At 59.0% G+C, this 25,245-nt stretch carries 24 protein-coding genes and 1 tRNA gene; 11 read left to right on the top strand and 14 right to left on the bottom strand.

Annotated elements, in window-relative coordinates; genetic code table 11:
• Positions 1-433: 433 nt before the first annotated feature.
• Positions 434-1,336, top strand: coding sequence for a GNAT family N-acetyltransferase (locus tag JJQ51_RS17385; RefSeq protein ID WP_113351747.1), 903 nt, complete (start codon positions 434-436; stop codon positions 1,334-1,336).
• A gap of 157 nt (positions 1,337-1,493) precedes the next feature.
• On the opposite strand, the gene JJQ51_RS17380 is transcribed toward JJQ51_RS17385, so the two are convergent.
• From JJQ51_RS17380 to xylF, 5 genes are all read right to left on the bottom strand, one after another.
• Positions 1,494-2,444 (bottom strand): class I SAM-dependent methyltransferase, encoded by a 951-nt coding sequence (locus JJQ51_RS17380; protein ID WP_162748784.1) that lies wholly within the window; start codon positions 2,442-2,444, stop codon positions 1,494-1,496.
• A 343-nt stretch (positions 2,445-2,787) separates the two neighbouring features.
• Positions 2,788-2,864 (bottom strand) — tRNA-Arg (locus tag JJQ51_RS17375).
• Between the two features lie 162 nt (positions 2,865-3,026).
• Positions 3,027-3,809 carry an ATP-binding cassette domain-containing protein gene (locus tag JJQ51_RS17370; protein WP_069612788.1) on the bottom strand — a complete coding sequence of 261 codons (783 nt, stop codon included), beginning with the start codon at positions 3,807-3,809 and terminating at the stop codon, positions 3,027-3,029.
• A 15-nt stretch (positions 3,810-3,824) separates the two neighbouring features.
• Positions 3,825-5,138, bottom strand: coding sequence for a sugar ABC transporter permease (locus JJQ51_RS17365; protein WP_113332139.1), 1,314 nt, complete (start codon positions 5,136-5,138; stop codon positions 3,825-3,827).
• 290 nt (positions 5,139-5,428) lie between these two features.
• On the bottom strand, positions 5,429-6,469 hold the full coding sequence (gene xylF / locus JJQ51_RS17360) for a D-xylose ABC transporter substrate-binding protein (RefSeq protein ID WP_113332140.1): 1,041 nt from the start codon (positions 6,467-6,469) through the stop codon (positions 5,429-5,431).
• Positions 6,470-6,692: 223 nt separating this feature from the next.
• Between xylF and JJQ51_RS17355 the strand changes: the two genes are divergently transcribed.
• Positions 6,693-7,934: an ROK family transcriptional regulator gene (locus tag JJQ51_RS17355; RefSeq protein ID WP_113351774.1), complete on the top strand. Its 1,242-nt coding sequence runs from the start codon at positions 6,693-6,695 to the stop codon at positions 7,932-7,934.
• A gap of 57 nt (positions 7,935-7,991) precedes the next feature.
• On the opposite strand, the gene JJQ51_RS17350 is transcribed toward JJQ51_RS17355, so the two are convergent.
• The 4 genes from JJQ51_RS17350 to iolG form a co-directional block, all read right to left on the bottom strand.
• The gene (locus tag JJQ51_RS17350; RefSeq protein WP_113351775.1) at positions 7,992-8,615 is read right to left on the bottom strand and encodes an ATP-dependent Clp protease proteolytic subunit; all 624 of its coding nucleotides are present in this window, start codon (positions 8,613-8,615) and stop codon (positions 7,992-7,994) included.
• 44 nt (positions 8,616-8,659) lie between these two features.
• Positions 8,660-9,019 carry an SRPBCC family protein gene (locus JJQ51_RS17345; protein ID WP_113351776.1) on the bottom strand — a complete coding sequence of 120 codons (360 nt, stop codon included), beginning with the start codon at positions 9,017-9,019 and terminating at the stop codon, positions 8,660-8,662.
• Positions 9,016-9,330, bottom strand: a complete 315-nt coding sequence (locus JJQ51_RS17340; protein WP_113332144.1) for an ArsR/SmtB family transcription factor — start codon at positions 9,328-9,330, stop codon at positions 9,016-9,018. The genes JJQ51_RS17345 and JJQ51_RS17340 overlap by 4 nt, the downstream gene beginning before the upstream one ends.
• A 152-nt stretch (positions 9,331-9,482) precedes the next feature.
• Positions 9,483-10,475 (bottom strand): inositol 2-dehydrogenase, encoded by a 993-nt coding sequence (iolG, locus tag JJQ51_RS17335; RefSeq protein ID WP_113332303.1) that lies wholly within the window; start codon positions 10,473-10,475, stop codon positions 9,483-9,485.
• 231 nt (positions 10,476-10,706) lie between these two features.
• Between iolG and JJQ51_RS17330 the strand changes: the two genes are divergently transcribed.
• Positions 10,707-10,967: a hypothetical protein gene (locus JJQ51_RS17330; RefSeq protein ID WP_113332145.1), complete on the top strand. Its 261-nt coding sequence runs from the start codon at positions 10,707-10,709 to the stop codon at positions 10,965-10,967.
• On the opposite strand, the gene JJQ51_RS17325 is transcribed toward JJQ51_RS17330, so the two are convergent.
• Together JJQ51_RS17325 and JJQ51_RS17320 are read right to left on the bottom strand one after the other, a co-directional pair.
• Entirely contained in the window at positions 10,968-11,441 is a 474-nt protein-coding gene (locus tag JJQ51_RS17325; RefSeq protein WP_113351777.1) for a hypothetical protein, read from the bottom strand.
• Between the two features lie 61 nt (positions 11,442-11,502).
• Complete coding sequence (locus tag JJQ51_RS17320) at positions 11,503-12,510, bottom strand: LysR family transcriptional regulator (protein WP_113332147.1); 1,008 nt, start codon at positions 12,508-12,510, stop codon at positions 11,503-11,505.
• A 274-nt stretch (positions 12,511-12,784) separates the two neighbouring features.
• Between JJQ51_RS17320 and chvE the strand changes: the two genes are divergently transcribed.
• The 8 genes from chvE to JJQ51_RS17280 all read left to right on the top strand — a co-directional run bounded on the left by chvE (position 12,785) and on the right by JJQ51_RS17280 (position 21,913).
• On the top strand, positions 12,785-13,849 hold the full coding sequence (gene chvE, locus JJQ51_RS17315) for a multiple monosaccharide ABC transporter substrate-binding protein (RefSeq protein WP_069612777.1): 1,065 nt from the start codon (positions 12,785-12,787) through the stop codon (positions 13,847-13,849).
• A 105-nt stretch (positions 13,850-13,954) separates the two neighbouring features.
• On the top strand, positions 13,955-15,493 hold the full coding sequence (gene mmsA, locus JJQ51_RS17310; protein WP_113332148.1) for a multiple monosaccharide ABC transporter ATP-binding protein: 1,539 nt from the start codon (positions 13,955-13,957) through the stop codon (positions 15,491-15,493).
• Positions 15,490-16,698, top strand: a complete 1,209-nt coding sequence (mmsB, locus tag JJQ51_RS17305; protein ID WP_113332149.1) for a multiple monosaccharide ABC transporter permease — start codon at positions 15,490-15,492, stop codon at positions 16,696-16,698. The genes mmsA and mmsB overlap by 4 nt, the downstream gene beginning before the upstream one ends.
• Before the next feature lie 118 nt (positions 16,699-16,816).
• Complete coding sequence (araD1, locus tag JJQ51_RS17300; protein WP_113352026.1) at positions 16,817-17,815, top strand: AraD1 family protein; 999 nt, start codon at positions 16,817-16,819, stop codon at positions 17,813-17,815.
• A 66-nt stretch (positions 17,816-17,881) separates the two neighbouring features.
• Positions 17,882-19,315 carry an aldehyde dehydrogenase family protein gene (locus JJQ51_RS17295; RefSeq protein ID WP_113351780.1) on the top strand — a complete coding sequence of 478 codons (1,434 nt, stop codon included), beginning with the start codon at positions 17,882-17,884 and terminating at the stop codon, positions 19,313-19,315.
• A 62-nt stretch (positions 19,316-19,377) separates the two neighbouring features.
• Positions 19,378-21,123, top strand: a complete 1,746-nt coding sequence (gene araD, locus JJQ51_RS17290) for an L-arabinonate dehydratase (RefSeq protein ID WP_113351781.1) — start codon at positions 19,378-19,380, stop codon at positions 21,121-21,123.
• Between the two features lie 137 nt (positions 21,124-21,260).
• Positions 21,261-21,506 carry a type II toxin-antitoxin system Phd/YefM family antitoxin gene (locus JJQ51_RS17285; protein ID WP_113332151.1) on the top strand — a complete coding sequence of 82 codons (246 nt, stop codon included), beginning with the start codon at positions 21,261-21,263 and terminating at the stop codon, positions 21,504-21,506.
• On the top strand, positions 21,503-21,913 hold the full coding sequence (locus JJQ51_RS17280) for a type II toxin-antitoxin system VapC family toxin (protein WP_269244980.1): 411 nt from the start codon (positions 21,503-21,505) through the stop codon (positions 21,911-21,913). Before JJQ51_RS17285 ends, JJQ51_RS17280 begins: the two co-directional genes overlap by 4 nt.
• 9 nt (positions 21,914-21,922) lie before the next feature.
• Here the strand turns inward: JJQ51_RS17280 and JJQ51_RS17275 are convergent, their stop codons facing one another.
• From JJQ51_RS17275 to JJQ51_RS17265, 3 genes are read right to left on the bottom strand one after another with little or no spacing between them, the layout of a single operon-like run.
• Positions 21,923-22,747 (bottom strand): transglutaminase family protein, encoded by an 825-nt coding sequence (locus tag JJQ51_RS17275; protein WP_269244979.1) that lies wholly within the window; start codon positions 22,745-22,747, stop codon positions 21,923-21,925.
• 12 nt (positions 22,748-22,759) lie between these two features.
• Positions 22,760-23,701 carry an alpha-E domain-containing protein gene (locus JJQ51_RS17270; protein WP_113389007.1) on the bottom strand — a complete coding sequence of 314 codons (942 nt, stop codon included), beginning with the start codon at positions 23,699-23,701 and terminating at the stop codon, positions 22,760-22,762.
• A 6-nt stretch (positions 23,702-23,707) separates the two neighbouring features.
• A complete protein-coding gene (locus tag JJQ51_RS17265; protein WP_113332154.1) occupies positions 23,708-25,117 on the bottom strand; it encodes a circularly permuted type 2 ATP-grasp protein in 1,410 nt (469 codons plus the stop codon).
• Positions 25,118-25,245 lie beyond the last annotated feature (128 nt).

The raw sequence follows: 25,245 nt of genomic DNA, 5'->3' as shown, positions 1-25,245 counted from the left end.
ACACGAAAATGTCCGCGCCAATCGGTGCATCAGTTACGGCGTCATTTTCCTCGAGCATCGCCCTTTCTCCTGTTAGGTTAAACACGTCGAACCGTAACAGGAGGTGCGACTAGCCCCATAGGATCTCTTGTTGCGTTTTCAGATGGAAGCCGGTTGCCGGAGAGCATCCCGCTGCTACAAGCAGTTCGAGTTCGGCATTCGCACCGAAACAGTTTAGGAAAATGGCGCATCCCGCAGGATGAAACTGAGAACGCGTATGTTATTATCGCGGTCTCGGGATCGAAGAAAGTGTCCAGAGGGAGAAGCATCAAGCCTCCGGTTTCTCTTATCGGGACCAAGGGTGCCGGAAGCGAAGCGGCGGCGGTCGTGCGTGATCGATATGACCGGCGTTGCGGCTTGTGCTTTGTCGCGGAAGCATTTGCGGGGTTGCCCAATGCCGCTTGTTTACAGACCTGCTTGCGCGGACGATTTAGCCGCGACCGATGCTCTGGTGGTTGCCAGCATCAACGATCTTACCGTCCGGCATGGCTTCGGCTCCATGGCGACGGCAAGCCCTCCCAACTTTCAGCTGTTTTCACTCAAGGACGACCCCGATGGATTATGGATCGCAGAAGATGGCGGGGAAATTCATGGCTTCGCCTGGAGTTGGGTTTGCGGCAACGTTTGGTTCCTCGCCCAGCTGTTCGTCGATCCCGCCCATCAGGGACAGGGTATCGGCAATGGACTATTGCAACGAACCATGGAGCATGCCCGAAAATCGGGAGCGGCTCACAAAGCGCTGATCACTTTCACCTTCAATCGTGTCTCGCAGGGCCTATACATGCGGCACGGCCTCTTTCCCAAGATGCCGATTTATCTTTTCAGCATGGCGCGCGAGCAGATGAGGCAGACCTTGCCGGAACTGCCATTGCGCACCATCGCGATCGATAACGGCGCCGCTGTGATGCAAAATCTGGTCGAAATCGATTCCCGAGCGCTAGGCATCTCGCGGGAGAAACATCACCGCTATCTGCTCGACGATCCTGCAGCCAAGGGGGTTCTGCTCTACGCTGGCAATGATATTGTCGGCTATGGTTACATCGGCTCCAATGGGCATATCGGTCCCCTCGCGGTCACGCGACCTGATTTTCTTCGCGATGGCTTTGCGACCATGCTGAAGCTGGCGGCCAATGGCGGTGCCGAGAAGATATCGGCGTTCCTGCCGGGCACATGCGACGGTGCCTTGAGCCTTGCGATCGATCAAGGCATGCGGATCACCTTTCCGATGCTGCTGATGGCATCGCCCGGCTATGGCGACTGGACGCAGTATCTGCCACGAAATCCGGGCTTTATGTGAACGGTCGTCTGTGGATATGCCGCGACGCGGAATGGCTATCTCGGTTGCTAGCAACGAGTGCTGGGTGGGCTAGCGAGTGGTTCATGCCTGACCTCGGTATTGGTGTCCAACCTATCTGCCATCGGAGGGGAGATGCATATCCGAGGATCGTGTCACCCTACCTTGACTTCAGCAGCCTCCGTCCGAACCGCTTCAAGCCACTTAAGGCCCTCCACAGCAGTAGGTGCCTCAAGCCAGCGGCCTGAGGGATTGGTTCGGCGTTGGCGGGAGCACCAGGGAGCATGGCATAGCCGATGGGTCCGTTTCGAAGGCCGATACGAGGATAAATGACGACATCCAGTCCGGCGCGACGGAAGCAGCTTCGTATAAAGCCCTCAGACCAGCCACTTTCAAACCAGCCGAACTTTCGAATGCAATAAACCGACAGGTGATCCAATCTCAAGCCCCAGTGCGGCCACCAGAGATCGTTTATGGGTTCTCCTGCAAAGGCAATCTTACCAGTCTTCGACAAGAATGGCTTTACGCGTTCAATCAGTTCCCAGGGCTTGGACGCATGGTGAAGGCACTCATAAAATAGGATGAGATCATAAGTGCCTTGAGCTTGAAGATTATCGAATTCTCCCTGGCGGGCTTTGATATCATAGTTGCGTGGTGCCGCGCGCAAATTGACCAATTGAACAAATGGCGGATTGATGTCTACCGCATCAATCGTAGCCCCACAGAAGGCCATGATTTCACTCGACAGCCCCCAACCGCAGCCCAAATCCAGGATGCGAGCGCCGGCTGGCAGATTGGCGACCGTCATGACAGTGGCGATCGTCCGCACATGACTTGCCATGGCGGAAACGTCGGTAGAGAGAAATGGATTTGCACCCTGAGAATGCTTTACCGCATCGATCGGCGTTAGTTCACCTTTCGCCGGTTCGAATGAGCGGCCCGATATCTCGCTATAAAGGGCGAGTTGCTGTTCAAAATACGCATCCGAGAACGGATCGAGACGTATGTCAATCTCGGTGTCGAATGTGAGCGAAAAGTTGCCCATGGCGCGCACGGCATCGGGGTGCTCTGGCCCCCCTAAGCGATCGCACTCGATGGCGAATTGATCCAAGTCTGAGACACGCCATTTATTCGATATGAAAGACATCGTACTACTGTCCGTCCACCCGCCGGAATATGTTCATGTGCGTGTTTCAATGTCATCCTGCAGCCAAAGGCTGCGCGGCCTTCCCCTACTATCGAATAGTTGAATTCGTCAAGCCGCTCTTAGATTCGGTCCCTTCGTGGGAAACGGCGGCGTTTGAAATAAATCTATTTATGCGCTTACGGAGGTGGCGCTTCGATGACGAGACATGCAGGCTCGAACCGCTGCCGAACCCTTTCGGTCCAAAAGTGTTACCTATGTCTCAGGAATAAATCGTAACCTATGTGTCCAGAACGGACCTAGTGGAGTGTGGCGCACCCGACAGGATTCGAACCTGTGACCTTTGGAATCGGAATCCAACACTCTATCCAGCTGAGCTACGGGTGCATGCCGTGGCGGTTTTGAATCGCCTGTCCGATGGCTGGTTCTTAGCCTAGGAAGCGCTTGGCTTCAATCGGGAAAATTCAGGAAAGCGTGAGATCGGACGTTTTGGTGAGATGAGGCCGCGGGCTTTGGGCGCGCGGCCTTGCTGTCATGGGTGGTATAGGCTCATTCCTTCATCGCGCCGGGGCCGGGGGTGGCCTTTGGCGGCACCTTGCCGAGGATGATCATGCCCAGCACTTCGTCCTTGGTGACGTCTTCGGTGCGGGCGTGGCCGACGACCTGGCCGTTCTTCATGACCGAGACGCGGTCGGCGAGGTCGAAGACGTCGTGGATGTCGTGGCTGATCAGGAAGATGCCGATGCCTTCCTTTTTCAGCTGCTTGATGAGCTCGCCGACCTGCGCCGTCTCCTGCGGGCCGAGCGCCGCGGTCGGCTCGTCCATGATCAGGATACGGGCATCGAAGAGGATGGCACGGGCGATCGCGACCGACTGGCGCTGGCCGCCGGACAGCGCCTTCACCGGCTCCTTGAAGCGCTTGAAGTTGGGGTTGAGGCGCCCCATGACTTCGCGGGCCTTGGCTTCCATCGCGACGTCGTCGAGCGTGCCCCAGCGTGTCTGCAGCTCGCGGCCGAGATAGAGATTGGCGGCGGCGTCGACATTGTCGGCGACGGCGAGCGTCTGGTAGATCGTCTCGATGCCGTATTTCTTGGCGTCGCGCGGGCTGCGGATATCGGCAGGCTCGCCGTTGATCAGGATATCGCCGCTGTCGCGCTTGTAGGCGCCCGAGAGGATCTTGATCAGCGTCGACTTGCCGGCGCCGTTATGGCCGAGGAGCGCTACGACTTCGCCGGGGTAGAGATCGACCGAGGCGTTGTCGACCGCGTGGATGCCGCCGAAGGAGATGGAAATGTTCTTCATTTCCACAAGCGGAGTGGTTTGATCCGTCATGGTTCAGAATTCCTTTTACTTGGCGCGCGAGCGATAGACGATGTCGAGCCAGACGGCGATGACGAGCACGACGCCGACGACGACGTTCTGGATCGGCGTATCGACATTGGCGAGCCCCATGCCCGATTGCAGCGACTGCATGACGAGGGCGCCGAGCATGGCGCCGGCGATGGTGCCGCTGCCGCCGGCAAGCGACGTGCCGCCGATGACGGCTGCGGCGATGGTGAAGAGTTCGTAGGTCGTCCCTTGCGAATTGGCGGCGGCATTCAGACGGGCGGTGGAGATAGCCGCGGCGACCGCCGCAAGCAAGCCCATCAGCGCGAAGATGCGCACCGTTACCCAGCGCGTCTTGATGCCGGCGAGTTCCGCTGCTTCCGGGTTGCCGCCGATCGCGAAGACGTAGCGGCCGAAGCGCAGGCGGGTGGCGATGAAGGTCATGATGATACCGATGCCGACGGCGATCAGCACGGGCACGGCGATGCCGTAGGGGATATCGAGCCCCGTTTCCGGCCAGGGGATGTTATGCTCGGTCGCGTATTTCTTCGCGATGCCGGTTGGCCAGTAATAGATGTTGAAGACGTAGATCGTGACGAGGACGAGAGCGGAGCCGAGGATGGCGAGGAAATATTCCGCCCAGAGCGGCCGGCGCGGGAAGTTGAAGCGCTTGCGCTGATGGCGCCCGCCGATAATGCCGAGAACGATGAACACGCAGGCGAGTACGCCGAGGATCCAGCTCCATGTCGCACCGATCGAACCTTCGGCGCCGCCTCCCATGATGCGGAAGGTGGCGTCGAGCGGGGCAACCGTCTGGCCGCTGGTGACGTACCAGGCAAGGCCGCGCCAGGCGAGAAGGCCGCCAAGGGTGACGATGAAGGAGGGGACATTCAGAAAAGCGATGATGACGCCTTGGAAGGTGCCGAGCAGCGTACCGATGACAAGGCCGCAGATCAGCGTGATGACCCAGGTCCAGGAACTGTCGAAGCCGAGATAGGCGGGCAGGTATTTTGCCTGGATGACGCCCATGATCATGGCGATGAAGCCGAGCATGGAACCGACGGAAAGGTCGATATTGCGGGTGACGATGACGAGTACCATGCCCGTCGCCAGCACGGCGATCTCGCAGGTCTGAACGGAAAGGTTCCAGAGGTTTCTGGGGGTCAGGAAAAGGCCGCCGGTATAGACGTCGAAGCCGATCCAGATGATCAACAGAGCGCCGATCATGCCGAGCAGGCGGGTATCGATTTCCGTTGCACGCAGGAAGCGCGTGATGGCGCCTTCTTCCGCATTGCGCGGACCACTCGATGTTGTGGAATGTGTCATGTCGGCCATCGCTTTGCCGTTCTCCCACTTGTTGGGCGCAGGCCCGCGAATGCTCTTTCTTGATCGCTGGGCAGTATCCGCGCTGGTCACAATAGACGTCATCGCTCGCCCATCCGGTTGTCCCGGGTCCACGACCGCCATCCGGCAAGCCGATCGGATATGCGATGACGCAACACATGCGGGAGGCCTTCATTCCCATTCTGGGTTTGGTTGCGGGCCTCTCATCCGCATTCGACGCCGCAATGGAAAGCCCCTTGCGGCGTCGGCATTATCTTCGGGTCAGCTCGTCAAGCCGGTGCTTATTTGCAGGCAGCGACGCTGCCGGCCTTCACGCCCTGGCAGGCTTCAGCCTTGGAGATCCAGCCTGCGTCGATGACGACGTTCAGGTTGTCCTTGGTGATCGGGATCGGGGTCAGGAAGACCGACTTCATGGCGACGTGCTTCGGGCCGCCGTTGAAGGTCTGGACGCCTTCGATCTGGTCCTGGGTCTTGCCGCCGGCAAGAGCGAGGGCGATTTCAGCGGCGCGCTTGCCGAGTTCGCGAGAGTCCTTCCAGACCGAAACGGTCTGCGTGCCGAGCGCGATACGGTTCAGAGCGGCCTTGTCGGCATCCTGGCCGGAAACCGGAACGGAACCGGCGAGGCCCTGGGCGTCGAGTGCTGCGACAGCGCCACCGGCGGTGCCGTCGTTGGAGGCGACGACCGCATCAACCTTGTTGTTGTTAGCGGTCAGGAACTGCTCCATGTTGCGCTGCGCGTTCTGCGGCAGCCAGCCGTCCGTGTAGGCTTCACCGACATTCTTGATCTTGCCGGCGTCGATGGCGGATTTCAGCACTTCGATCTGACCGGAGAACAGGAAGTCGGCGTTCGGGTCGGACGACGAACCCTTGATGAAGACGTAGTTGCCTTCCGGCTTTGCCTTCAGGACTTCGCGAGCCTGCATGCGGCCCACTTCCTTGTTGTCGAAGGTGATGTAGAAGGCTGCCGGATTTTCGATCAGGCGGTCATAACCGACGACCGGAATGCCTTCGTCAGCGGCCTTTTCGACGGCCGGGCCGATGGCATCGGAATCCTGAGCGAGAATGATGAGGGCATTAGCACCCTGCGAAATCAGCGACTCGACATCGGTCAGCTGCTTGGAAGCGGACGACTGGGCGTCGGCGGAAATGTACTTGGCGCCAGCGGCTGCCAGAGCCTTCTTGATGGCTGCTTCATCGGTCTTCCAACGCTCTTCCTGGAAATTCGACCAGGAAACGCCGACGACGAGATCCTTGGCGAAGGCGGCCGTCTGCATGGTCAAAACGATGGCCGCGCCCGCAGCCAGCTTGATGAAAGCTTTCATGTGATCCTCCCGAGTGAATGCGACCGCACGTATCCTGAACTCCCGTCGGCCGCGGCGAAAATGCTGACAAGAAAAGCTTTGGACTTTTTTCTCGACAGTCGAGAAATTTAGTGTCAGAGATTTTTTCAGCTGTCAACACCCGCGCCGCCAGGTTTCATCGGTCGTCCGAAAAAGCTATCAGGGGCTGCGGAGGAGGAGGGTTGAATGAGCAGGGAGTTTGCCGATGCTGGCCAAATCGAGCACCGAATTGGTCCGTCAAAAGAACAGCGCCTTGGTCTTGTCGGCGCTGCGCCGGCACGGCCCGCTCGCCCATACCGAGCTCTCTGATTTCACCAGGCTCTCTTCTGCGACCGTATCGGTCATCACGGCCGATCTCGAGCGGGCGCAGATCATTGAAAAGGCCGAGCAGCAGGCGGCCAGCGGCCGCGGGCGTCCGCGCGTTTTGTTTTCGCAGCAGCGTGACTGCGGCTATCTGATCGTCGTCGTCATCTCGTCGGATGCCGTGCAATATTCGCTCGTCGATTATACCGGTCGACTGATCGACCGCTTTACCGAGGACAGGCAGCAGAACGCTACGGGTGTCGAGCGCTTCGTGGCCGGATTGCGTGATGCCCTGAACCGGATTGTCACCCGCTCGCAATTGCCGCGCGACAAGGTGCTGATGATCTCGATCAGCAGCAAGGGGCTTGTCGATACTTCGGCGCCGGTGCTGCGCTGGTCGCCGATCTTCGGGCGCGAAGAAATCGATTTCGCCGCCGTGCTTCGCGACGAATGGTCGGCGCAAATCATTCTCGGCAACGAAACCCTGCTTGTGGCTGCGGCCCTTGGGCGGCAGGAGGAAATCAGCACGCGCGGCGATTTCCGCTCGCTGGCGGCGCTATCGCTTGGCCATAGTATCGGGCTCGGCATCGTGCGCCGGGAACATGAAGGCGACCATCATATATCGGCGCCGAATTTCGGGCATATGATGCATGTGCCGGGCGGCGCTCTTTGCCGCTGTGGCGCGCGTGGATGCATCGAGGCCTATGCCGGTTTCTACGCCATGCTGCGGACGGCCTTTGACGTGCCGCTCGACACGATCCCGGCGAAGTTCGTGCCGATCGCCGAGCTCGACAAGATCGCCGCGAGCGCGCGTCACGGCGGGCGCCGCAATGTGCTGGCCTTTCGCCAGGCCGGCCTGGCGCTCGGCAACGGCCTTTCGCGCGTCCTGAGCCTGCACGAGCGGATGCCGATTGTCATCACCGGGCCTGGCGTACGCTACTATGATTTGCTGATCGAGGGCATAACTGAGGGCTTGGCGGAATCGCACGTCGTGCGCATGGAGGGCATGCCGGAGCTGCGTGTTATCGCCGACGAGCCGACGCTCGTCTTCGAAGGGCATCTGAACCGCGCATTTTCGATCATCGACAATGATATCGTGAAGAGGGGAGCCTCGGTCGTCGAGCTGCGCGATCAGGCGGGTTGAGAGGTGAGGGCGGCGCAAGGCTTGGCAATGCGCTTGGCCGCAGGGTCGTCATCCCGATCAATCTGTCAGGCCCAAAGGCTGTTCATCTTCGCGGACCTGAAGAATACGGTCGATCAGCCCCCATTCCAGAGCCTCTTCCGCTGTCATGAAGTGGTCGCGGTCCATGGCGCGTTCGAATTCTTCGTAGGAGCGGCCGCAATGCTCGGCGTAAAGCCGCGTCATGCGATGCTTCGTTCGCCTCATTTCTTCCGCGTGGATAAAGATGTCCGATGCCTGTCCCTGGAAACCGCCCAATGGCTGGTGAATATGGATGCTGGCATTTGGAAGCGCGGAGCGCTCACCCGGCTGGCCCGACATCAAGAGGAAGGAGCCCATCGAACGAGCGGTTCCCATGCATAGCGTATGCACCGGCGCGCGGATGTAACGCATGGTGTCGTACATTGCCAGACCGCTGGTCACGACACCGCCGGGCGAATTGATATAGAGATGGATCGGTCTCTTGGGATTTTCGGCCTCGAGAAACAGCAGTTGCGCGCAGACGAGGGCCGAGACATCGTCGTTTACCTCACCATTCAGGAAGATAATTCTCTCGCGCAGCAGGCGGGAATAGATGTCGAAAGACCGCTCCCCTCTGCTGGACTGCTCGACGACCATAGGAACGAGTTGCATCGCTTCGCGCATCGGCGAACTCCAATGTTATTGAAATTGTTGATCTATTCAGAACGTCAGGCGGCGCGCATGACGGTCAGGCTGTTATTGTTTGCCGCAGCCTTTTCAGTCTCACGAAGCCGAACGTCATCGAGCTCGTGGATGATCCGCAGGCAGGTGCCGCCGTTTGCGTTCGAAGATATCTTGAAAGTCACGATGCTTTCGAGGAAGGGCGGTGTGTCGTCCCGCAGCCTATAGCTGACTTCTTTGCCCGGCGTGACTGATATCGACTCGGGACTGGCCAAGGCCTCCTGCGGCAGCCAGTTTTGGCGAAGCTCAGGGGTGCTGATTGCACGCCAGACTTTTTGCGGCGGTTCGCTGAGCTGGTATTCCAGCGCGATGCCGTTCTTTCGCTCAGGGATCTTGAGATTGTTCATTGATCCATATCCTTCAGCAACAGCTTGAGAGCTTCGATGCGGGTGGGCCAGTATGCGCGGTATTTCGCCAGCCACTGGGCGATGAGGGCAAGTCCCTCCGGATCGACCTCGTAATTCACGAAACGCCCCTGTCGTTCTTCCCTGACCAGCCCGGCACTCCGCAGAACCGCTAAGTGCTGCGACATTGCCGGCTGGCTGATGTCGATACCTTCGCGCAGGGCACTGGCATTCATGCCGCCCGTCGCCAGCTTCTCGAAGATGGCGCGGCGGGTCGGATCGGCCAAAGCCCGGAATATCTCATTCTCTATCATGGCAACAGATAAGCATAGACTTATGTGATTCGCAAGAGATTTCCATCGAAGCCTCTCGGGAGCTCCAGATCGCGCCAAAGAAAAAGTCCGCCGCGAATGGAGATCGCGGCGGACTTTTGGGAGGATCACATTCCTTGAGGAATGGAGGCGGCTTAGTCGATCTTTACCAGGCGGCCTTCCTTGACGGACTGCAGTGCGGCATCCGCCAGCTTCAGTGCGGCAAGGCCATCGGCGCCCGATGGTGTGATGGCGCTGCCCTTTTCGACAGCGGCGATGAAGCTCGCGATCTCGTTGGCATAGGCTTCGGTGTAGCGTGTCATGAAGAAATCATGCAGCGGCGGGCGGGTGTAGCCATCGCCGTTGGCGACTTCGATGGAGAAGGGGCGCTGGTTTTCAGCGGAAACCAAGCCCTTCGAGCCATGGATCTCGATCCGCTGGTCGTAGCCGTAGGTGGCCCGGCGCGAGTTGGAGATAACAGCCTGCTTGCCCGACGCCGTCTGAAGAATGACGGAAACGCTGTCGTAATCGCCGGCTTCGCCGATTGCCTTGTCAACCAGAACGGCGGCAGTTGCAGTGACGGCAACCGGTTCTTCGCCGAGCAGGAAGCGGGCCATGTCGAAATCGTGGATGGTCATGTCGCGGAAAATGCCGCCGGAGCGCTTGATGTAATCGACAGGCGGGGCGCCCGGATCGCGCGAGGTGATCGTCACCATCTCCACGGTGCCGATGCGGCCTTCGTCGATCGTCTTCTTCACAGCCATGAAATGCGGGTCGAAGCGGCGGTTGAAGCCGACCATCAGCTTGCCCTTGGTTTCCTCGACAACCTTGATGCAAGCCTTGACGCGTGCGACGTCGAGATCGATCGGCTTTTCGCAGAAGACGGCCTTGCCGGCACGTGAAAAGCGCTCGATCAGATCGGCGTGGGTATCGGTCGGCGTGCAGATGACGACGGCATCGATATCCTTGGCGGCCTCGATCGCCTCGATGGTGCGGACTTCGCAGCCATAGGCGGCGGATATAGCTTCCGCAGCCGCGGGAAACGCATCCGCAACGGCGACGAGCTTGGCGTTGGCATCGCCGCTGACGGCCTTCGCATGCACTTTGCCAATGCGTCCTGCACCGAGCAGACCAAATCTGACAGTCATTTCTACCTCCCTGAATTCGGAATAAATGGACCGAATATAAATCTCTATGGAATTTTCATTCCATTTTCCGATGGCGGCGTCAAGCCGCTTGAACTTCACAATTCTCAAAATCACCGTTCGATGCCGGCTTAGCCGAAATCCGCTCAAGGAGTCTTATTTTATCCGGACGGCTTCACAATTTTCCCGATGATGCGCTAAAGACATGTCTTCTTGAATAGGCAAAAGAGACCCATGCAACTGATCGATCCCAGCCATCCGCTCTACAAGCCGCTTTGGGTGCGCATCCTCATCGTGGCCGTCTGCTTTGGCTGGGCAGCCGTCGAAACGCTCGGCTCGCAGCCGTTTTGGGCGATGCTGTCGGGTGCGCTCGGCGCCTATTCGGCCTGGATGTTGCTTCTGAATTTCAAACCACAACCACCCGAAGCGACCAGTGCTGCGCCCACGCAAGACGAGCCCGCCGAGGATGACGAACCGGCAGACGACAAGAAATAATCACCGCCTGAGGCGGCGTATGGCTTCGTCGATCAGCTGATTGGCGAGTGTCATGCGGGTCGTCGCCTGTTCGCGGAAGAGGGTGGCGACGCTGTCTGGATGATTGGCCTTGGCGAAGTTACGGCGCTTTTCCTGCAGAGTTTCGCGTGTGAGGTCGGAGGTGATTGCGAGTTCGGCTGCAACCTCTTCCCGTGACGTTCGGCTGAGATGCTCGGGCATGACCGGCGGCTCCGGTTCTTGCGGCGCGGGTTCGGGCTTTGGTTCCAATTCAGGCAGGATGACGGGATCGCCAAGATTGTCGCGATAGGCTTCATCGGGCCGTTGCGCCCCGGGGGTCTCGCCGCCCAGAACCGTTGCTGCAAAGCTGACGTTCAGGCCGCGGACGCGATGCGCGGCCTCTTCCTTTTCTGAGCCGTCCTCTTCGCTGTCGAGACGGTCGAGCACGGATTGAAACAATGATTGCTTGAACAGCATGTGTGATCTCCACGCCAAGCTTCATAGGAGTGGAAGTTGGCGCGGAGCTTATGGCTTGCACTTATGTCAGCGAGAGATGCCGGCTCTCTTCCAGGATCATGTCATGCAGCAGACGTGCGCTCGGTGGCATGGCGCGTTCGCGCGCGGTGATAAGGCTATAGGGCCTGACGTCGATATCGAAATCGATCGGCAGGATAGAGGATTCGCCGGCCTGAGATGTCTGCCCGCAGATGAATTGCGCCATGTCGAGCGCGATCGGCGCAATCGCATCCGTCTTGCAGACGACCGCAAGCGTCAGAAGCAGAGACGAAGTGTTGACGACGTTTTCCGGCAAGGGCACGCCTGCGGCAAGGAAGATGTCCTCCACCTTGCGGCGAAGCAACGTGCCCGGAGGCTGGAATACCCAATCGTAACCGGCCAGATCATGCAGGCCGGCAACGCCCTTCTCAAGCAGCGGATGCCCATTGCGGACCACCAGGCAGGCTTTCTCGACGCCGATCTCATGGGCGGTGAACAGACGCGGATCGAGATCATCCGGGATGCGGCTGATAATGAAGTCGTGGCGGGCGGCGAGCAGCTCGCGCGCGAGCACATTACTGTTCTCGACCTCGATATTGATCTCTATGCCGGGATAGGTGCGTGTCACGCGCTGGATCGCCGGGACGACAAGGCTGATCGCCGGCGCGGTCACAGCCCCCAGAAAGACCGAGCCGCCCTTGCCGGTCCGCAAGGCACCTAGCTCCCGACCTGCCTCGCGCAGCTCCAGTAGGATCTTGCGCGCCCGCTTGGCGAGAGCGAGGCCGAAAGGGGTCAACACGACGCCTCTGGCGACACGCTCGTAAAGCGGGCTTTTGACAATCGACTCCATTTCTGAGAGCATGCGTGAAGCCGCAGGTTGTGACATATTCATGGACTCAGCGGCCGCAGAAATTTGCCCGTGATCCTCGATCGTGACGATCATGCGCAGGTGATTGAGCTTCAAACCGGCTTTCAACAACGCATCGTCGCGAAAATTGTCGGAATGAATCTCAATGCCATCGCTCACATAATCGTTATATATTTTCTCCATAACGGCCAATTTTCCCCTTCATCGGCAAAAAAGTACTATTTTTTAACATTATACCAAACTTGGTATATGTTTAGCCAGTTATTCTATTTGACAGTTATACGAAATCGTACGAGTTTGCCGATTGTGCGCTGGGTACAGCTCATAAACCGTGAGAGCGTGGAGGAGACCTACTTCGTTTCTCACAATTAGAAGTAAATCATTCCTTCTACGGAACCTGCCGCAGTTTCGGGCGGGCATTTTTTGTCCGCCGCATTTATCAACAAGGGAGAGAGTAATGAAATCCATTATCTCATTGATGGCCGGCGCTGCGTTCGGCGTCGCTACGCTGGTGGTACCTGCCTTCGCGGCGGACAAGGGCACGGTAGGCATCGCCATGCCGACCAAGGCTTCGGCTCGCTGGATCGATGACGGCAACAACATCGTCAAGCAGCTCCAGGCTGCCGGTTACGGCACCGACCTGCAGTATGGCGACGACGACATTCCGAACCAGCTCTCGCAGATCGAGAACATGGTCACCAAGGGCGACAAGGTCCTCGTCATCGCTTCGATCGACGGCACCACGCTGTCCGACGTTCTGCAGAAGGCTCACGATGCCGGCATCAAGGTCATCGCCTATGACCGTCTGATCCGCAACAGCCCGAATGTCGACTATTATGCGACCTTCGACAACTTCAAGGTTGGCGTCCTGCAGGCAAACTCGATCGTCGACGCTCTCGGCCTCAAGGATGGCAAGGGTCCGTTCAACATCGAGCTGTTCGGCGGTTCTCCGGACGACAACAACGCCTTCTTCTTCTATGATGGCGCTATGTCGGTCCTGAAGCCGTACATCGACAGCGGCAAGCTGGTCGTAAAGTCCGGCCAGATGGGTATGGACAAGGTCGGTACGCTGCGTTGGGACCCGGCAACGGCCCAGGCCCGTATGGACAACCTGCTGTCGGCTTACTACACCGACGCTCATGTCGATGCCGTCCTGTCTCCGTATGACGGTCTGTCGATCGGTATCCTCTCCGCGCTCAAGGGCGTCGGCTACGGTTCCGGCGGCGTGAAGCTTCCGATCGTTACCGGTCAGGACTCCGAAATTCCGTCGGTCAAGTCGATCATTGCCGGCGAACAGCATTCGACGATCTTCAAGGACACTCGTGATCTCGCCAAGGTTACCGTCAACATGGTCAACGCCCTGATGGAAGGCAAGACGCCTGAAGTCAACGACACCAAGACCTACGACAATGGTGTCAAGGTTGTTCCGTCCTACCTGCTGACCCCGGTCGCAGTCGACAAGACCAACTACGAGAAGGTCCTCGTTGAGGGCGGCTACTACAAGGCTGACCAGCTGAAGTAATTTTTCAATAGACCGGTCAGGGCTCGCTGAAAGGCGGGCCCTGGCTTTCATATTTAAGACGATCGCGCGGTCTGCTATGTTCAGTCGCGGCGTTGGATTTGGACAATGGACAATACCATTCTCGAAATGCGGAACATCACCAAGTCGTTCCCCGGTGTGAACGCCTTGGAAAATGTCAATCTGAAAGTCCGTCAGGGCGAGATCCATGCCTTAGTTGGCGAAAACGGAGCCGGCAAATCCACCCTGATGAAGGTGCTTTCAGGCGTTTATCCGGCCGGCACCTATGAAGGCGACATCTACTACGATGGCGGGGTCCGCCAATTCAAGACGATCAGGGATTCCGAAGACATCGGCATCATCATCATCCATCAGGAGCTGGCGCTCGTTCCGCTTCTGTCGATCGCCGAGAACATTTTCCTGGGCAATGAGGTCGTCGCCAATGGCATGATCAATTGGCAGGAGACTTTCAGCCGGACCAAACAGCTTCTTTCCAAAGTGGGCCTCAAGGAATCTCCGAATACGCTCGTGACCGACATCGGCGTCGGCAAGCAGCAGCTCGTCGAGATCGCCAAGGCCCTGTCGAAGAGCGTCAAGCTGCTCATTCTCGACGAGCCGACGGCATCGCTGAACGAAAACGATTCCGATGCGCTGCTCAATCTCCTCATGGAGTTCCGCAAGCAAGGCATTACCTCGATCATCATCACGCACAAGCTCAACGAAGTGCGCAAGGTGGCCGACCAGATCACTGTGTTGCGCGACGGCATGACGGTGAAGGCGCTGGACTGTCACGAAGAAGAGATCAGCGAAGACATCATCATTCGCAACATGGTCGGGCGCGAGCTTGCCGACCGCTATCCGCCGCGTTCGGTGCCGATCGGCGAAACGATCTTCGAAGTGAAGAACTGGAATGCCTTCCACCAGCAGCATCGCGATCGCCAGGTTCTGCACAATATCAACATCAATGTGCGCAAGGGCGAGGTAGTCGGCATTGCCGGCCTGATGGGCGCAGGCCGTACCGAATTCGCCATGAGCGTCTTCGGCAAGTCCTATGGCCACAAGATCAGCGGCGAAGTCTTCCTGGACGGCAAGCTGGTCGACACCAGCACGGTGCGCAAGGCGATCGATGCCGGTCTTGCCTATGTGACCGAAGACCGCAAGCAGCTCGGCTTGGTTCTGACCAACAGCATCCTGCACAACACGACGCTTGCCAATCTGCTTGGCGTTTCCAAGGCGACCGTCATTGACGACGTGCGCGAGCTGCAGGTGGCGACGAACTATCGCTCCAAGCTGCGTATCCGTTCGGCCGGCGTCTTCCAGGAAGCGGGCAACCTCTCCGGCGGCAACCAGCAGAAAGTGGTGCTGTCGAAATGGCTGTTCTCGGACCCGGACGTCCTGATCCTCGATGAGCCTACACGCGGCATCGACGTCGGCGCCAAATACGAAATCTATTCCATCATCAACCAGCTTGCCGCCGACGGAAAGGGTGTTCTGATGATTTCATCGGAAATGCCCGAGCTTCTCGGTACCTGCGACCGCATCTACGTCATGAACGAGGGTCGAATTGTTGCCGAACTGCCGAAGGCAGAGGCAAGCCAGGAGAGTATCATGCGCGCTATTATGCGCTCAGGGGAGAAGCATCAATGAGTTCGGCCAACCCAGCCACGGAAAGCAGCCACGTCGTTTCAATCGGCGACCATATCCGCAACAACATCCGCGAATACGGCATGTTGATCGCGCTCGTCGTCATCATGCTGCTGTTTCAGTACTTGACGAACGGCGTTCTCTTCAGGCCGCAGAACCTGACCAACATCGTGCTGCAGAATTCGTTCATCGTCATCATGGCGCTCGGCATGCTGCTGGTCATCGTGGCCGGCCATATCGACCTTTCCGTCGGCTCCGTCGTCGGTTTCGTCGGGGCGGTCGCCGGCGTTCTGGTTGTGCAGATGCATATGAATCTTGCGCTCGCGACGGTCATTTGTCTGCTGATGGGTGCCGCGGTCGGCGCCTGGCATGGGTATTTCATTGCCTACCACCGCATTCCATCATTCATCGTGACGCTGTCAGGCATGCTGGTTTTCCGTGGCCTGACCTACACGATCATCAACACAACCGGTAACGGCAGCAGCATCGGTCCGTTCCCGCCGGCATTCCAGATCGTTGCGACGGGCTTCATTCCGGATTTCGCCGATATGGGCGGTATCCACTCGACGTCGATCTTACTGACCGTCGCCATCCCGATCGTCATGTTCCTGCTGTCATGGCGGCGCCGTACCGTTAACGAGAAGCACGGTATTGATGTCGAGCCGTTCAGCTTCTTCCTTGCCCAGAATCTGGTGGTTGCCGCTGCGACCATCTTCATCGGCTATCAGATCTCTTCCTACAGAGGCCTGCCGAACGTTCTGGTTCTCATGCTGCTTTTGATCGCGCTCTACAGCTTTGCCACGCAGCGCACGACGATCGGTCGCCGCATCTATGCGATGGGCGGCAATGAAAAGGCGACGAAGCTCTCGGGTATCGATACCCGCCGCCTAACCTTCTACACCTTCATCAACATGGGCATCCTGGCGAGCATCGCCGGCATCATCATCGCGACACGCCTGAATTCGGCAACCGCAAAGGGCGGCGACGGCCTCGAACTTGACGTCATCGCGGCCTGCTTCATCGGCGGTGCTTCGGCCTCCGGCGGCGTCGGCAAGGTAACGGGTGCGGTCATCGGTGCCTTGATCATGGGTGTCTTGAACCAGGGCATGTCGATCCTCGGATACCAGACGGACTCCCAGAAGATGATCAAGGGTGCGGTCCTGCTCGCTGCCGTGTTCATCGACGTCTACAACAAGAACAAGGGCTGATCGCTTAAGCGGCCAGCCGAGACTTTAAAAACCAAATCCATGACAGAGTCCGGCTCTCGCCGAGAGCCGGAACGGGAAACTGCATCCAATCTCTGTCTGTTAGGAAAGGATGAAAGACATGCTCATCTCGCAGATCAAGGGTTCGAACGGCGAGATCGTCGTTGCGGTCCGCAACGGATCCGGCGAAGCTGCCAAGGTCGTCGTCAATGGCGGTAGCGTCTACAAGCTTGCGATGGAGGCCGCCGATAGCGGCAAGTCGCTGGCATCGGTGATCGAGGCACATGGTCTCGGCGAGGCGATCGATCTCGAAAAAGCCTATGCAGAGGGCCGTTTCCTGCCGCCGATCACGCATCCGGACGCTGCGCACCTGCACCTGACCGGTACCGGTCTGACGCATCTCGGCTCTGCCGCGACGCGTGATTCCATGCACAAGAAGACGACGGAAGCCGCTGAGGAGACGCTGACCGACTCCATGAAGATGTTCAAGATGGGCATCGAGGGTGGCAAGCCGAAGGCGGGCGAGAAGGGCGTTCAGCCCGAGTGGTTCTACAAGGGCAATGGCTATGGCGCTGCGGCCCCGGGTGCGGCACTCGTATCTCCATCCTTCGCGCTCGATGGCGGCGAAGAGCCGGAAATGGCCGGTATCTATGTCATTGCCAAGGACGGCACGCCGTTCCGTATCGGATTTGCGCTGTCGAACGAATTTTCCGATCACGTCACCGAGCGGATCAACTATCTCTATCTCGCCCATTCCAAGCTGCGTCCGGCAAGTTTCGGCCCGGAAATCCGCATCGGAGTGGCGCCGGAAGATATTCGCGGCACGTCCCGCATTAAGCGCGGCGACAAGGTGATTTTCGAGAAGCCTTTCCTCTCCGGCGAAGCGAACATGTCGCATACCTTCGCGAATCTTGAATATCACCACTTCAAATACGGCATCTTCCGCGTTCCAGGCGATGTGCATGTGCATATGTTCGGCACTGCGACGCTTTCGTTTGCGGAAGGCATCAAGCCGGAAGTCGGCGATGTCTTCGAAATCGAAGTTGGTGAATTCGGCCTGCCGCTGCGCAATCCGCTGGCGATCGATGCAGAGGAAGAAGTGGCTGTTCGCCAGCTGTAATGCATCGAGCCCGGCCGCAAGGGATCGGCCGGGCATCTTCAATACGATCCAGGAAGGCATGACGCCATGACCATTCATCAGAACTTGATCGCCGGGGAGTGGACGGGGACGAACGGCACCGAGAACATCAACCCGTCGGATACGAACGAGGTCGTCGGCCTCTATGCGAGCGCAAGCGCGCAGGACGTCACGGATGCGATCGCTGCTGCGAAGGCCGCTTTTCCGGCCTGGTCGCGCTCCGGCATTCTGGAGCGCCACACGATCCTGAAGAAGGCCGGCGAGGAGATTCTGGCGCGCAAGGACGAACTCGGCGCGCTGCTGGCCCGCGAAGAAGGCAAGACGTTGCCCGAGGCGATCGGCGAAACGATCCGTGCCGCGCAGATCTTCGAATTCTTTGCCGGCGAGGCGCTGCGCCTGGCAGGCGAGGTGGTGCCTTCCGTGCGTCCGAACATCGGCGTCGAGATCACGCGCGAGCCGCTCGGCGTCATCGGCGTCATCACGCCCTGGAACTTCCCGATCGCTATTCCCGCCTGGAAGATCGCGCCGGCGCTCTGCTACGGCAACACCATCGTCTTCAAGCCGGCCGATCTGGTGCCCGGCTGCTCCTGGGCGATCGTCGATATCCTGAACCGCGCCGGTCTGCCGAAGGGTGTGCTGAACCTGGTCATGGGCAAGGGCTCAATCGTCGGCCAGGCAATGCTCGACAGCCCGGTTCTTTCCGGTATCACCTTCACCGGCTCGGTCGGCACCGGCAAGCGCGTGGCGCTGTCTTCGGTCGAGCATGGCCGCAAGTATCAGCTTGAGATGGGCGGCAAGAACCCGATGGTGGTGCTTGACGATGCCGATCTGACGGTTGCCGTCGAGGCGGCCGCCAATTCTGCCTTCTTCTCGACCGGCCAGCGCTGCACGGCTTCGTCGCGTCTCATCGTCACCGAAGGCATTCACGACAGGTTCGTGGCGGCGCTGACGGAGAAGCTGAAGACGCTCAACGTCGACAATGCCATGAAGTCGGGCACGCATATCGGCCCGGTCGTCGATGCCAAGCAGCTGAAGACGGATACGGACTATATTGAGATCGGTAAACAGGAAGGCGCCAAGCTTGCCTTCGGCGGCGAGCTCGTCAGCCGCGACACGCCCGGCTTCTATCTGCAGCCGACGCTCTTCACGGAAGCGACGAACCAGATGCGCATCAGCCGCGAAGAGATTTTCGGGCCGGTCGCTTCCGTCATCCGGGTGAAGGATTACGAAGAGGCGCTGGCCACGGCCAACGACACGCCGTTCGGCCTGTCCTCGGGCATTGCCACGACGAGCCTGAAGCATGCGACGCATTTCAAGCGCAATGCGGAAGCGGGCATGGTGATGGTCAACCTGCCGACGGCGGGCGTCGATTTCCACGTGCCGTTCGGAGGCCGCAAGGGCTCGTCCTTCGGCCCGCGCGAGCAGGGAAAATATGCCGCCGAATTCTTCACCACCGTCAAGACGGCTTACACGCTCGCCTGATCATCGATTTTAAAGCCCAGGCGCGAACGAGGCTGTCTGGGCGACGCAAAGGGTACTGAGACATGAAAAAGAAAGCTGAATGGCCGCGCAAGCTGCGCTCTTACGACTGGTTTGGCGGCACCGGCAAGAATGCGATCATGCATCGCTCCTGGATGAAGAACCAGGGCCTGCCGGCCGATACATTCGACGGTCGTCCGATCATCGGCATCTGTAACACCTGGTCGGAGCTGACGCCTTGCAACGCGCATCTGCGCGATCTCGCAGAGCGCGTGAAGCGTGGCGTCTACGAAGCGGGCGGCTTCCCGGTCGAGTTTCCGGTCTTCTCCGTCGGCGAAAGCACGCTGCGCCCGACGGCGATGATGTTCCGCAACCTTGCGGCCATGGACGTGGAAGAAGCGATCCGTGGCAATCCGGTCGATGGTGTGGTGCTGCTCGGCGGCTGCGACAAGACCACGCCGAGCCTGCTGATGGGTGCGGCTTCCGTCGATATTCCGGTCATCCTCGTTTCCGGCGGCCCGATGCTGAACGGCAAGTGGCGCGGCAAGGATGTCGGTTCCGGCACGGCGATCTGGCAATTCTCGGAAATGGTGAAATCCGGCGAGATGTCGCTGGATGAATTCATGGATGCGGAGCAGGGCATGGCCCGTTCGGCCGGTAGCTGCATGACCATGGGTACGGCCTCGACCATGGCATCGATGGCCGAAGCGCTCGGCATGACGCTGCCCGGCAATGCCGCCATCCCTGCGGTCGATGCGCGTCGCCGCGTCATCTCGCAGCTTTCTGGTCGTCGTATCGTCGACATGGTCAAGGAAGACCTGAAACCATCAGACATTCTGACCAAGGAAGCTTTCGAAAACGCCATCCGTGTCAATGGCGCCGTCGGCGGTTCGACCAATGCCGTTCTGCATCTTTTGGCGCTTGCCGGCCGCGTTGGCGTCGATCTGTCGCTGGATGATTGGGATCGTCTCGGCCGCGAAGTGCCGACGATCGTCAACCTGCAGCCGTCGGGCAAGCACCTGATGGAAGAATTCTACTATGCCGGCGGTCTGCCCGTCGTCATCAAGGCGGTTGGCGAGATGGGCCTGCTGCACAAGGACGCGATCACCGTGACCGGCGATACGATCTGGGCCGGCGTCAAGGATGTGGTCAACTACAATGACGACGTCATCGTCCCGAAGGAAAAGGCGCTGACGCAGTCGGGCGGTATCGCCGTTCTGCGCGGCAATCTTGCGCCGAAGGGTGCTGTCCTGAAGCCGTCGGCTGCATCGCCGCATCTGATGCAGCACAAGGGTCGCGCTGTCGTCTTCGAAAGCATCGAGGACTATCACGCCCGTATCAACCGCGATGATCTCGATATCGACGAGAACTGTATCATGGTGCTGAAGTATTGCGGCCCGAAGGGTTATCCGGGCATGGCCGAAGTCGGTAACATGGGCCTGCCGCCGAAAGTGCTGAAGAAGGGCATCACCGACATGATCCGCATTTCCGATGCGCGCATGTCCGGTACGGCCTACGGCACCGTCATCCTGCACACCGCTCCGGAAGCTGCCGACGGCGGCCCGCTGGCGCTGGTGCAGAACGGCGACATCATCGCCGTTGACGTTCCCGCCCGCACCATCCAGCTCGAAGTATCGGATGATGAACTGGCCAAGCGCCGCGCTGCATGGGTTTCTCCGGTCAAGCCGCTCACCGGCGGTTACGGCGGTCTCTATGTCAAGTCGGTCATGCAGGCAGACACCGGCGCCGACCTCGACTTCCTCGTTGGCCCGCGCGGCTCGGAAATCCCGAACAATCGCGATAGCCATTAAAGGCTTATCTTCTGGAATTGGAAAAAGGGGCGGGACGAGGGTTCGGCCCCTTTTTCGTTACTGGGACTTCGAGGCGGCATTGACTATTTTGCACGAAATGACCATGTTTTATGTACATCTGTACAGGAATAGTGTCCATGTCTGTCAAATCTGTCGGTGCAGCCGAATTCAAGGCAAAATGTCTTCATCTGATCGATCAAATGGGCGATGATGGAGAGCCTATTATCATTACGAAGCGTGGAAAGCCGGTCGCTCTGCTGACTCCTGCGTCGGAGAAAACAGATCGCCCCAGCATTATCGGCGCGATGAAGGGTACTGTCCTCCATTATGACGATCCGTTCCTGCCCGCTATCGATGCTGAAGAATGGGACGCGACGCGTTGATCGTCATCGATACGCATATTCTGATCTGGGCTATGCACGACGATCCTAGGCTGAGTGCTCGGGCTCGTAAGCTTATCGATGAAACGACGGCGCGCAGTCGCATTTTGGTCTCCGCGATCACTCCTTGGGAAGTCGCTATGCTTGCAGAGAAAGGGCGTATCGCACTTGGTGATGACGTTGGCCGTTGGCTCGCCACGGCACTGGCTTTGCCTGGTTTGGAGCTAGCTCCCATAGAGCCACAGATCGCGGTGGACAGCGTTCGGCTGCCGGGTGAATTCCATGCCGATCCGGCAGACCGAATTATCGTGGCGACAGCACGCTTTCACCGTATTCCGCTGCTGACAGCCGATGATGCAATCCTTCGCTATGGCGGCAAAGGCCATGTCGAGGTTTTTTCGGCAGAATGAATTTGCCTATCAGCTCTGGCTTTGGCTCTGACTTTGCCCCTGGCTCGCGACCGTCACCTTGACCATAAGGGTTTCGCCCGGCGTGCCGATGCGCATGCCCGAGACAGGTGCCGCATCCCGATAGCATAGGCCGGTCGCGATGCGGACATAACGGGCATCGGGGCAGACGTTGTTGGCCGGGTCGAAGCCGACCCAGCCGAGGCCGGGAACGTGTGCTTCGGCCCAGGCGTGGGTCGCGGCCTGCTCGTTCTTGCCTTCCATCATCAGATAGCCGGAGACGTAACGGGCAGGGATCTGCAACGCACGGGCGCCGGCGAGGAAGATATGGGCGTGGTCCTGGCAGACGCCGCTCTTTGCCTCCAGTGCCTGCTCCGCCGTTGTCTCCGTATTGCTGGTGCCCGGCTTGTATTCCACGGTCTCGTGGATCGCTTTCATCAGCGCATGCATCCTGCTGAGCTCGTTGTCGCCTGAAACGCCGCGCAACAGCTCCTTGGTCAGCCTGCCTGCCTTGGTGCGCGGCGATTCCCGCAGGAAAAGCCAGAGCGGGCTGAAGCCCTGATGCAGCCCGACGACGCCATTGAGATCCTGCGTCTCGACTTCGCCTGAGGCAATGATCTTCGTTGCGTCCTGCTGTCCATCGAGAGACACCAGCGTGGCGCGATTGCCGAACTGGTCGTCGTATTCCACCTCGGGCTTGGCGCCTTCAACCGAGAGCTTCCAGTCGATGACCGTCTGTCCCACGCCGGTCAGCGGCGTCAGGTGCAGTCGCTGCAGCGAGAATTGCGCCGGCTCGTCGTAGCGATATTCTGTGATGTGGCTGATCGTCAGTCTCATGATATCGCCCGCCTATTCGTAGAACCGGTAGCCGTCGGAAATTTCGGCGCCCAACTGGTTGTTGCGTGCGACGAAATCCTCAAGGAACTCATGCAGGCCCTGATCCATGATGCGCTTGATCGTCAGCTTTTGCAGCGACTTGCGGATGGCTTCCGCGGTATCGTGCGCCGGCAGCTTTTTTTCATATTCGGCGCTGAGATAGCCGATATTGCTGACGATCTTCTCATAGCAATAGGCGAGCGAACGCGGCATCTGCCCATTGAGGATCAGGAAGTCGGCAATGTTCGCCGGCTTGTATTCCGGATCATAGGCCCATTTATAGGCCCGGTGCGCGGAGACTGATCTGAGGATCGATTCCCATTGCGCGTTGTCGAGCGAGGAGCCGACATGCGAGACGGATGGTAGCAGCACGTAATATTTGACATCGAGGATGCGTGCCGTGTTGTCGGCGCGCTCGATGAAGGTACCGATGCGGGCGAAATTATAGAGTTCGTTGCGCAGCATCGAGCCGTGGAAGGCGCCGCGGATGAGGCCCGCCCGCTGCTTGATGACGTCGATCGTCTCAGGCAGCTCGGCCGTCTTCAGCTTCTTGCCGAGCAGCGACTTCAGCTCGATCCAGCATTCGTTGGTCGCCTCCCACGTGTCGCGGGTCAGCGCCGTGCGCACCATGCGGGCATTGTTGCGGCCATATTCGATGCAGGACATGACGCTCGACGGATTGGAGCGGTCGCGCATCAGATAATCGATCGCGTCGGCGCCGGTCAGTTTGTTATGCACCTCATCGTAGGCTTCGCGCACGCCGGCGCTTTGCAGGACTCCGTCCCAGTCGTCATCGACGGCATCGCTGCGGGTCAGCGACATGCGCTGGCCGGCGTCGACGAGACGGGCTATGTTTTCGGCGCGCTCGATGTAACGGAACATCCAGTAGAGGCCATTCGCGGTTCTTCCCAGCATGTCCGATCAGTCCTCCAGAACCCAGGTGTCTTTGGTGCCGCCGCCCTGGCTGGAATTGACCACCAGCGAGCCTTCCTTCAGCGCCACGCGGGTCAGACCGCCGGGGATGATCCGCACCTTGTCGGAGACGAGGACATAGGGCCGCAGATCGACGTGCCGCGGCGCAATACCCTTGTTGACCAGGATAGGTACCGTAGAGAGGGAAAGTGTTGGCTGCGCGATGTAGTTATTCGGCTTGCTTTTGAGCTTCTCGGCAAAGGCCGCCCGCTCCTTTTTCGTGGCCGTCGGTCCCACAAGCATGCCGTAGCCGCCAGAACCGTGGACTTCCTTGACTACGAGATCGGCGAGGTTATCGAGCACATATTGCAAGCTGCTGGGTTCCGAACAGCGCCAGGTCGGCACGTTTTCGAGGATCGGCTTGCGGCCGGTATAGAATTCGACGATCTCAGGCATGTAGGAATAGATCGCCTTGTCGTCGGATATGCCGGTGCCGGGTGCGTTGGCGATGGTGATATTGCCGGCGCGATAGACATCCATGATGCCGGGAATGCCGAGTGCGGAATCCGGGCGGAAGGTGAGGGGATCGAGGAAATCGTCGTCAACGCGGCGGTAGAGCACGTCGATCGCCTCATAGCCGCGCGTCGTGCGCATCTTCACCTTGCCGTCGATGACGCGCAGATCCGAGCCTTCCACCAGTTCCACACCCATCATGTCGGCCAGGAAAGAATGTTCGTAATAGGCGGAGTTGTAGATGCCGGGCGTGAGCACTGCGACGCGCGGCTTGCCGGTGCAGCCCGGAGGCGCGAGCGATGCCAGGCTCTGGCGCAGCAGCAGTGGATAGTCCTCGACGCGCTGCACCTTGTTCTGGTGAAACAGCTCGGGGAACATCTGCATCATCGTTTCGCGGTTTTCCAGCATGTAGCTGACGCCGGAAGGGGTGCGGGCATTATCCTCGAGCACATAGAACTGGTCTTCGCCGGTGCGCACGATATCGGTGCCGACGATATGGGTGTAGACGCCGCCCGGCGGGCGGAAGCCGATCATTTCAGGCAGGAAGGCGTCGTTCTTCTCGATCAGTTCGCGCGGGATGCGGCCGGCGCGGATGATTTCCTGCTTGTGGTAGATGTCGTCGAGGAAGGCGTTGAGGGCGACGACCCGTTGTTCGATGCCCTGGGCGAGCTTGCGCCATTCGCGGCCTGATATGATGCGGGGGATGATGTCGAACGGGATGAGCTTTTCGGAGGAGTCTGCGTGTCCGTAGACCGCGAAGGTAATGCCCGTCTTTCGGAAGATGGTTTCCGCATCGCGGGATTTGGCAATGAGGTGGCCTCTGTCCTGGCCTGAGTACCACTCGAAGTATTTCTCGTAAGGCGCGCGCGGACTTTCATCCGCAGTAATCATTTCATCAAATGCCAAAGGTGCGGTCCCCGTGTTTTTACCCATTTGAATACAACGGTTTTTACAATGCAAGAACTATGCGCAGTTGCCATCGCGAATTTCTGAATGTCGGAAAATGCCGGATTTACAGGCATTTAAGAGTAACA

The organism is Rhizobium sp. AG207R (assembly GCF_027109195.1).
GTDB classification, from domain to species: Bacteria; Pseudomonadota; Alphaproteobacteria; order Rhizobiales; family Rhizobiaceae; genus Rhizobium; species Rhizobium dioscoreae.
Note: the sequence above shows the minus strand (reverse complement) of the source record. Positions and strands in the feature narration are given on the sequence as shown.

Coding starts and splice junctions, on each gene's coding strand:
- chvE (WP_069612777.1), top strand. CDS start 12,785: ATGAAATCCATTATCTCATTGATGGCCGGCGCTGCGTTCGGCGTCGCT.
- mmsA (WP_113332148.1), top strand. CDS start 13,955: ATGGACAATACCATTCTCGAAATGCGGAACATCACCAAGTCGTTCCCC.
- JJQ51_RS17340 (WP_113332144.1), bottom strand. CDS start 9,330: ATGATAGAGAATGAGATATTCCGGGCTTTGGCCGATCCGACCCGCCGC.
- JJQ51_RS17345 (WP_113351776.1), bottom strand. CDS start 9,019: ATGAACAATCTCAAGATCCCTGAGCGAAAGAACGGCATCGCGCTGGAA.
- JJQ51_RS17320 (WP_113332147.1), bottom strand. CDS start 12,510: ATGGAGAAAATATATAACGATTATGTGAGCGATGGCATTGAGATTCAT.
- araD (WP_113351781.1), top strand. CDS start 19,378: ATGAAAAAGAAAGCTGAATGGCCGCGCAAGCTGCGCTCTTACGACTGG.
- JJQ51_RS17385 (WP_113351747.1), top strand. CDS start 434: ATGCCGCTTGTTTACAGACCTGCTTGCGCGGACGATTTAGCCGCGACC.
- mmsB (WP_113332149.1), top strand. CDS start 15,490: ATGAGTTCGGCCAACCCAGCCACGGAAAGCAGCCACGTCGTTTCAATC.
- JJQ51_RS17365 (WP_113332139.1), bottom strand. CDS start 5,138: ATGGCCGACATGACACATTCCACAACATCGAGTGGTCCGCGCAATGCG.
- JJQ51_RS17355 (WP_113351774.1), top strand. CDS start 6,693: ATGCTGGCCAAATCGAGCACCGAATTGGTCCGTCAAAAGAACAGCGCC.
- JJQ51_RS17350 (WP_113351775.1), bottom strand. CDS start 8,615: ATGCGCGAAGCGATGCAACTCGTTCCTATGGTCGTCGAGCAGTCCAGC.
- araD1 (WP_113352026.1), top strand. CDS start 16,817: ATGCTCATCTCGCAGATCAAGGGTTCGAACGGCGAGATCGTCGTTGCG.
- JJQ51_RS17370 (WP_069612788.1), bottom strand. CDS start 3,809: ATGACGGATCAAACCACTCCGCTTGTGGAAATGAAGAACATTTCCATC.
- JJQ51_RS17330 (WP_113332145.1), top strand. CDS start 10,707: ATGCAACTGATCGATCCCAGCCATCCGCTCTACAAGCCGCTTTGGGTG.
- JJQ51_RS17275 (WP_269244979.1), bottom strand. CDS start 22,747: ATGAGACTGACGATCAGCCACATCACAGAATATCGCTACGACGAGCCG.
- JJQ51_RS17325 (WP_113351777.1), bottom strand. CDS start 11,441: ATGCTGTTCAAGCAATCATTGTTTCAATCCGTGCTCGACCGTCTCGAC.
- JJQ51_RS17285 (WP_113332151.1), top strand. CDS start 21,261: ATGTCTGTCAAATCTGTCGGTGCAGCCGAATTCAAGGCAAAATGTCTT.
- iolG (WP_113332303.1), bottom strand. CDS start 10,475: ATGACTGTCAGATTTGGTCTGCTCGGTGCAGGACGCATTGGCAAAGTG.
- xylF (WP_113332140.1), bottom strand. CDS start 6,469: ATGAAAGCTTTCATCAAGCTGGCTGCGGGCGCGGCCATCGTTTTGACC.
- JJQ51_RS17295 (WP_113351780.1), top strand. CDS start 17,882: ATGACCATTCATCAGAACTTGATCGCCGGGGAGTGGACGGGGACGAAC.
- JJQ51_RS17270 (WP_113389007.1), bottom strand. CDS start 23,701: ATGCTGGGAAGAACCGCGAATGGCCTCTACTGGATGTTCCGTTACATC.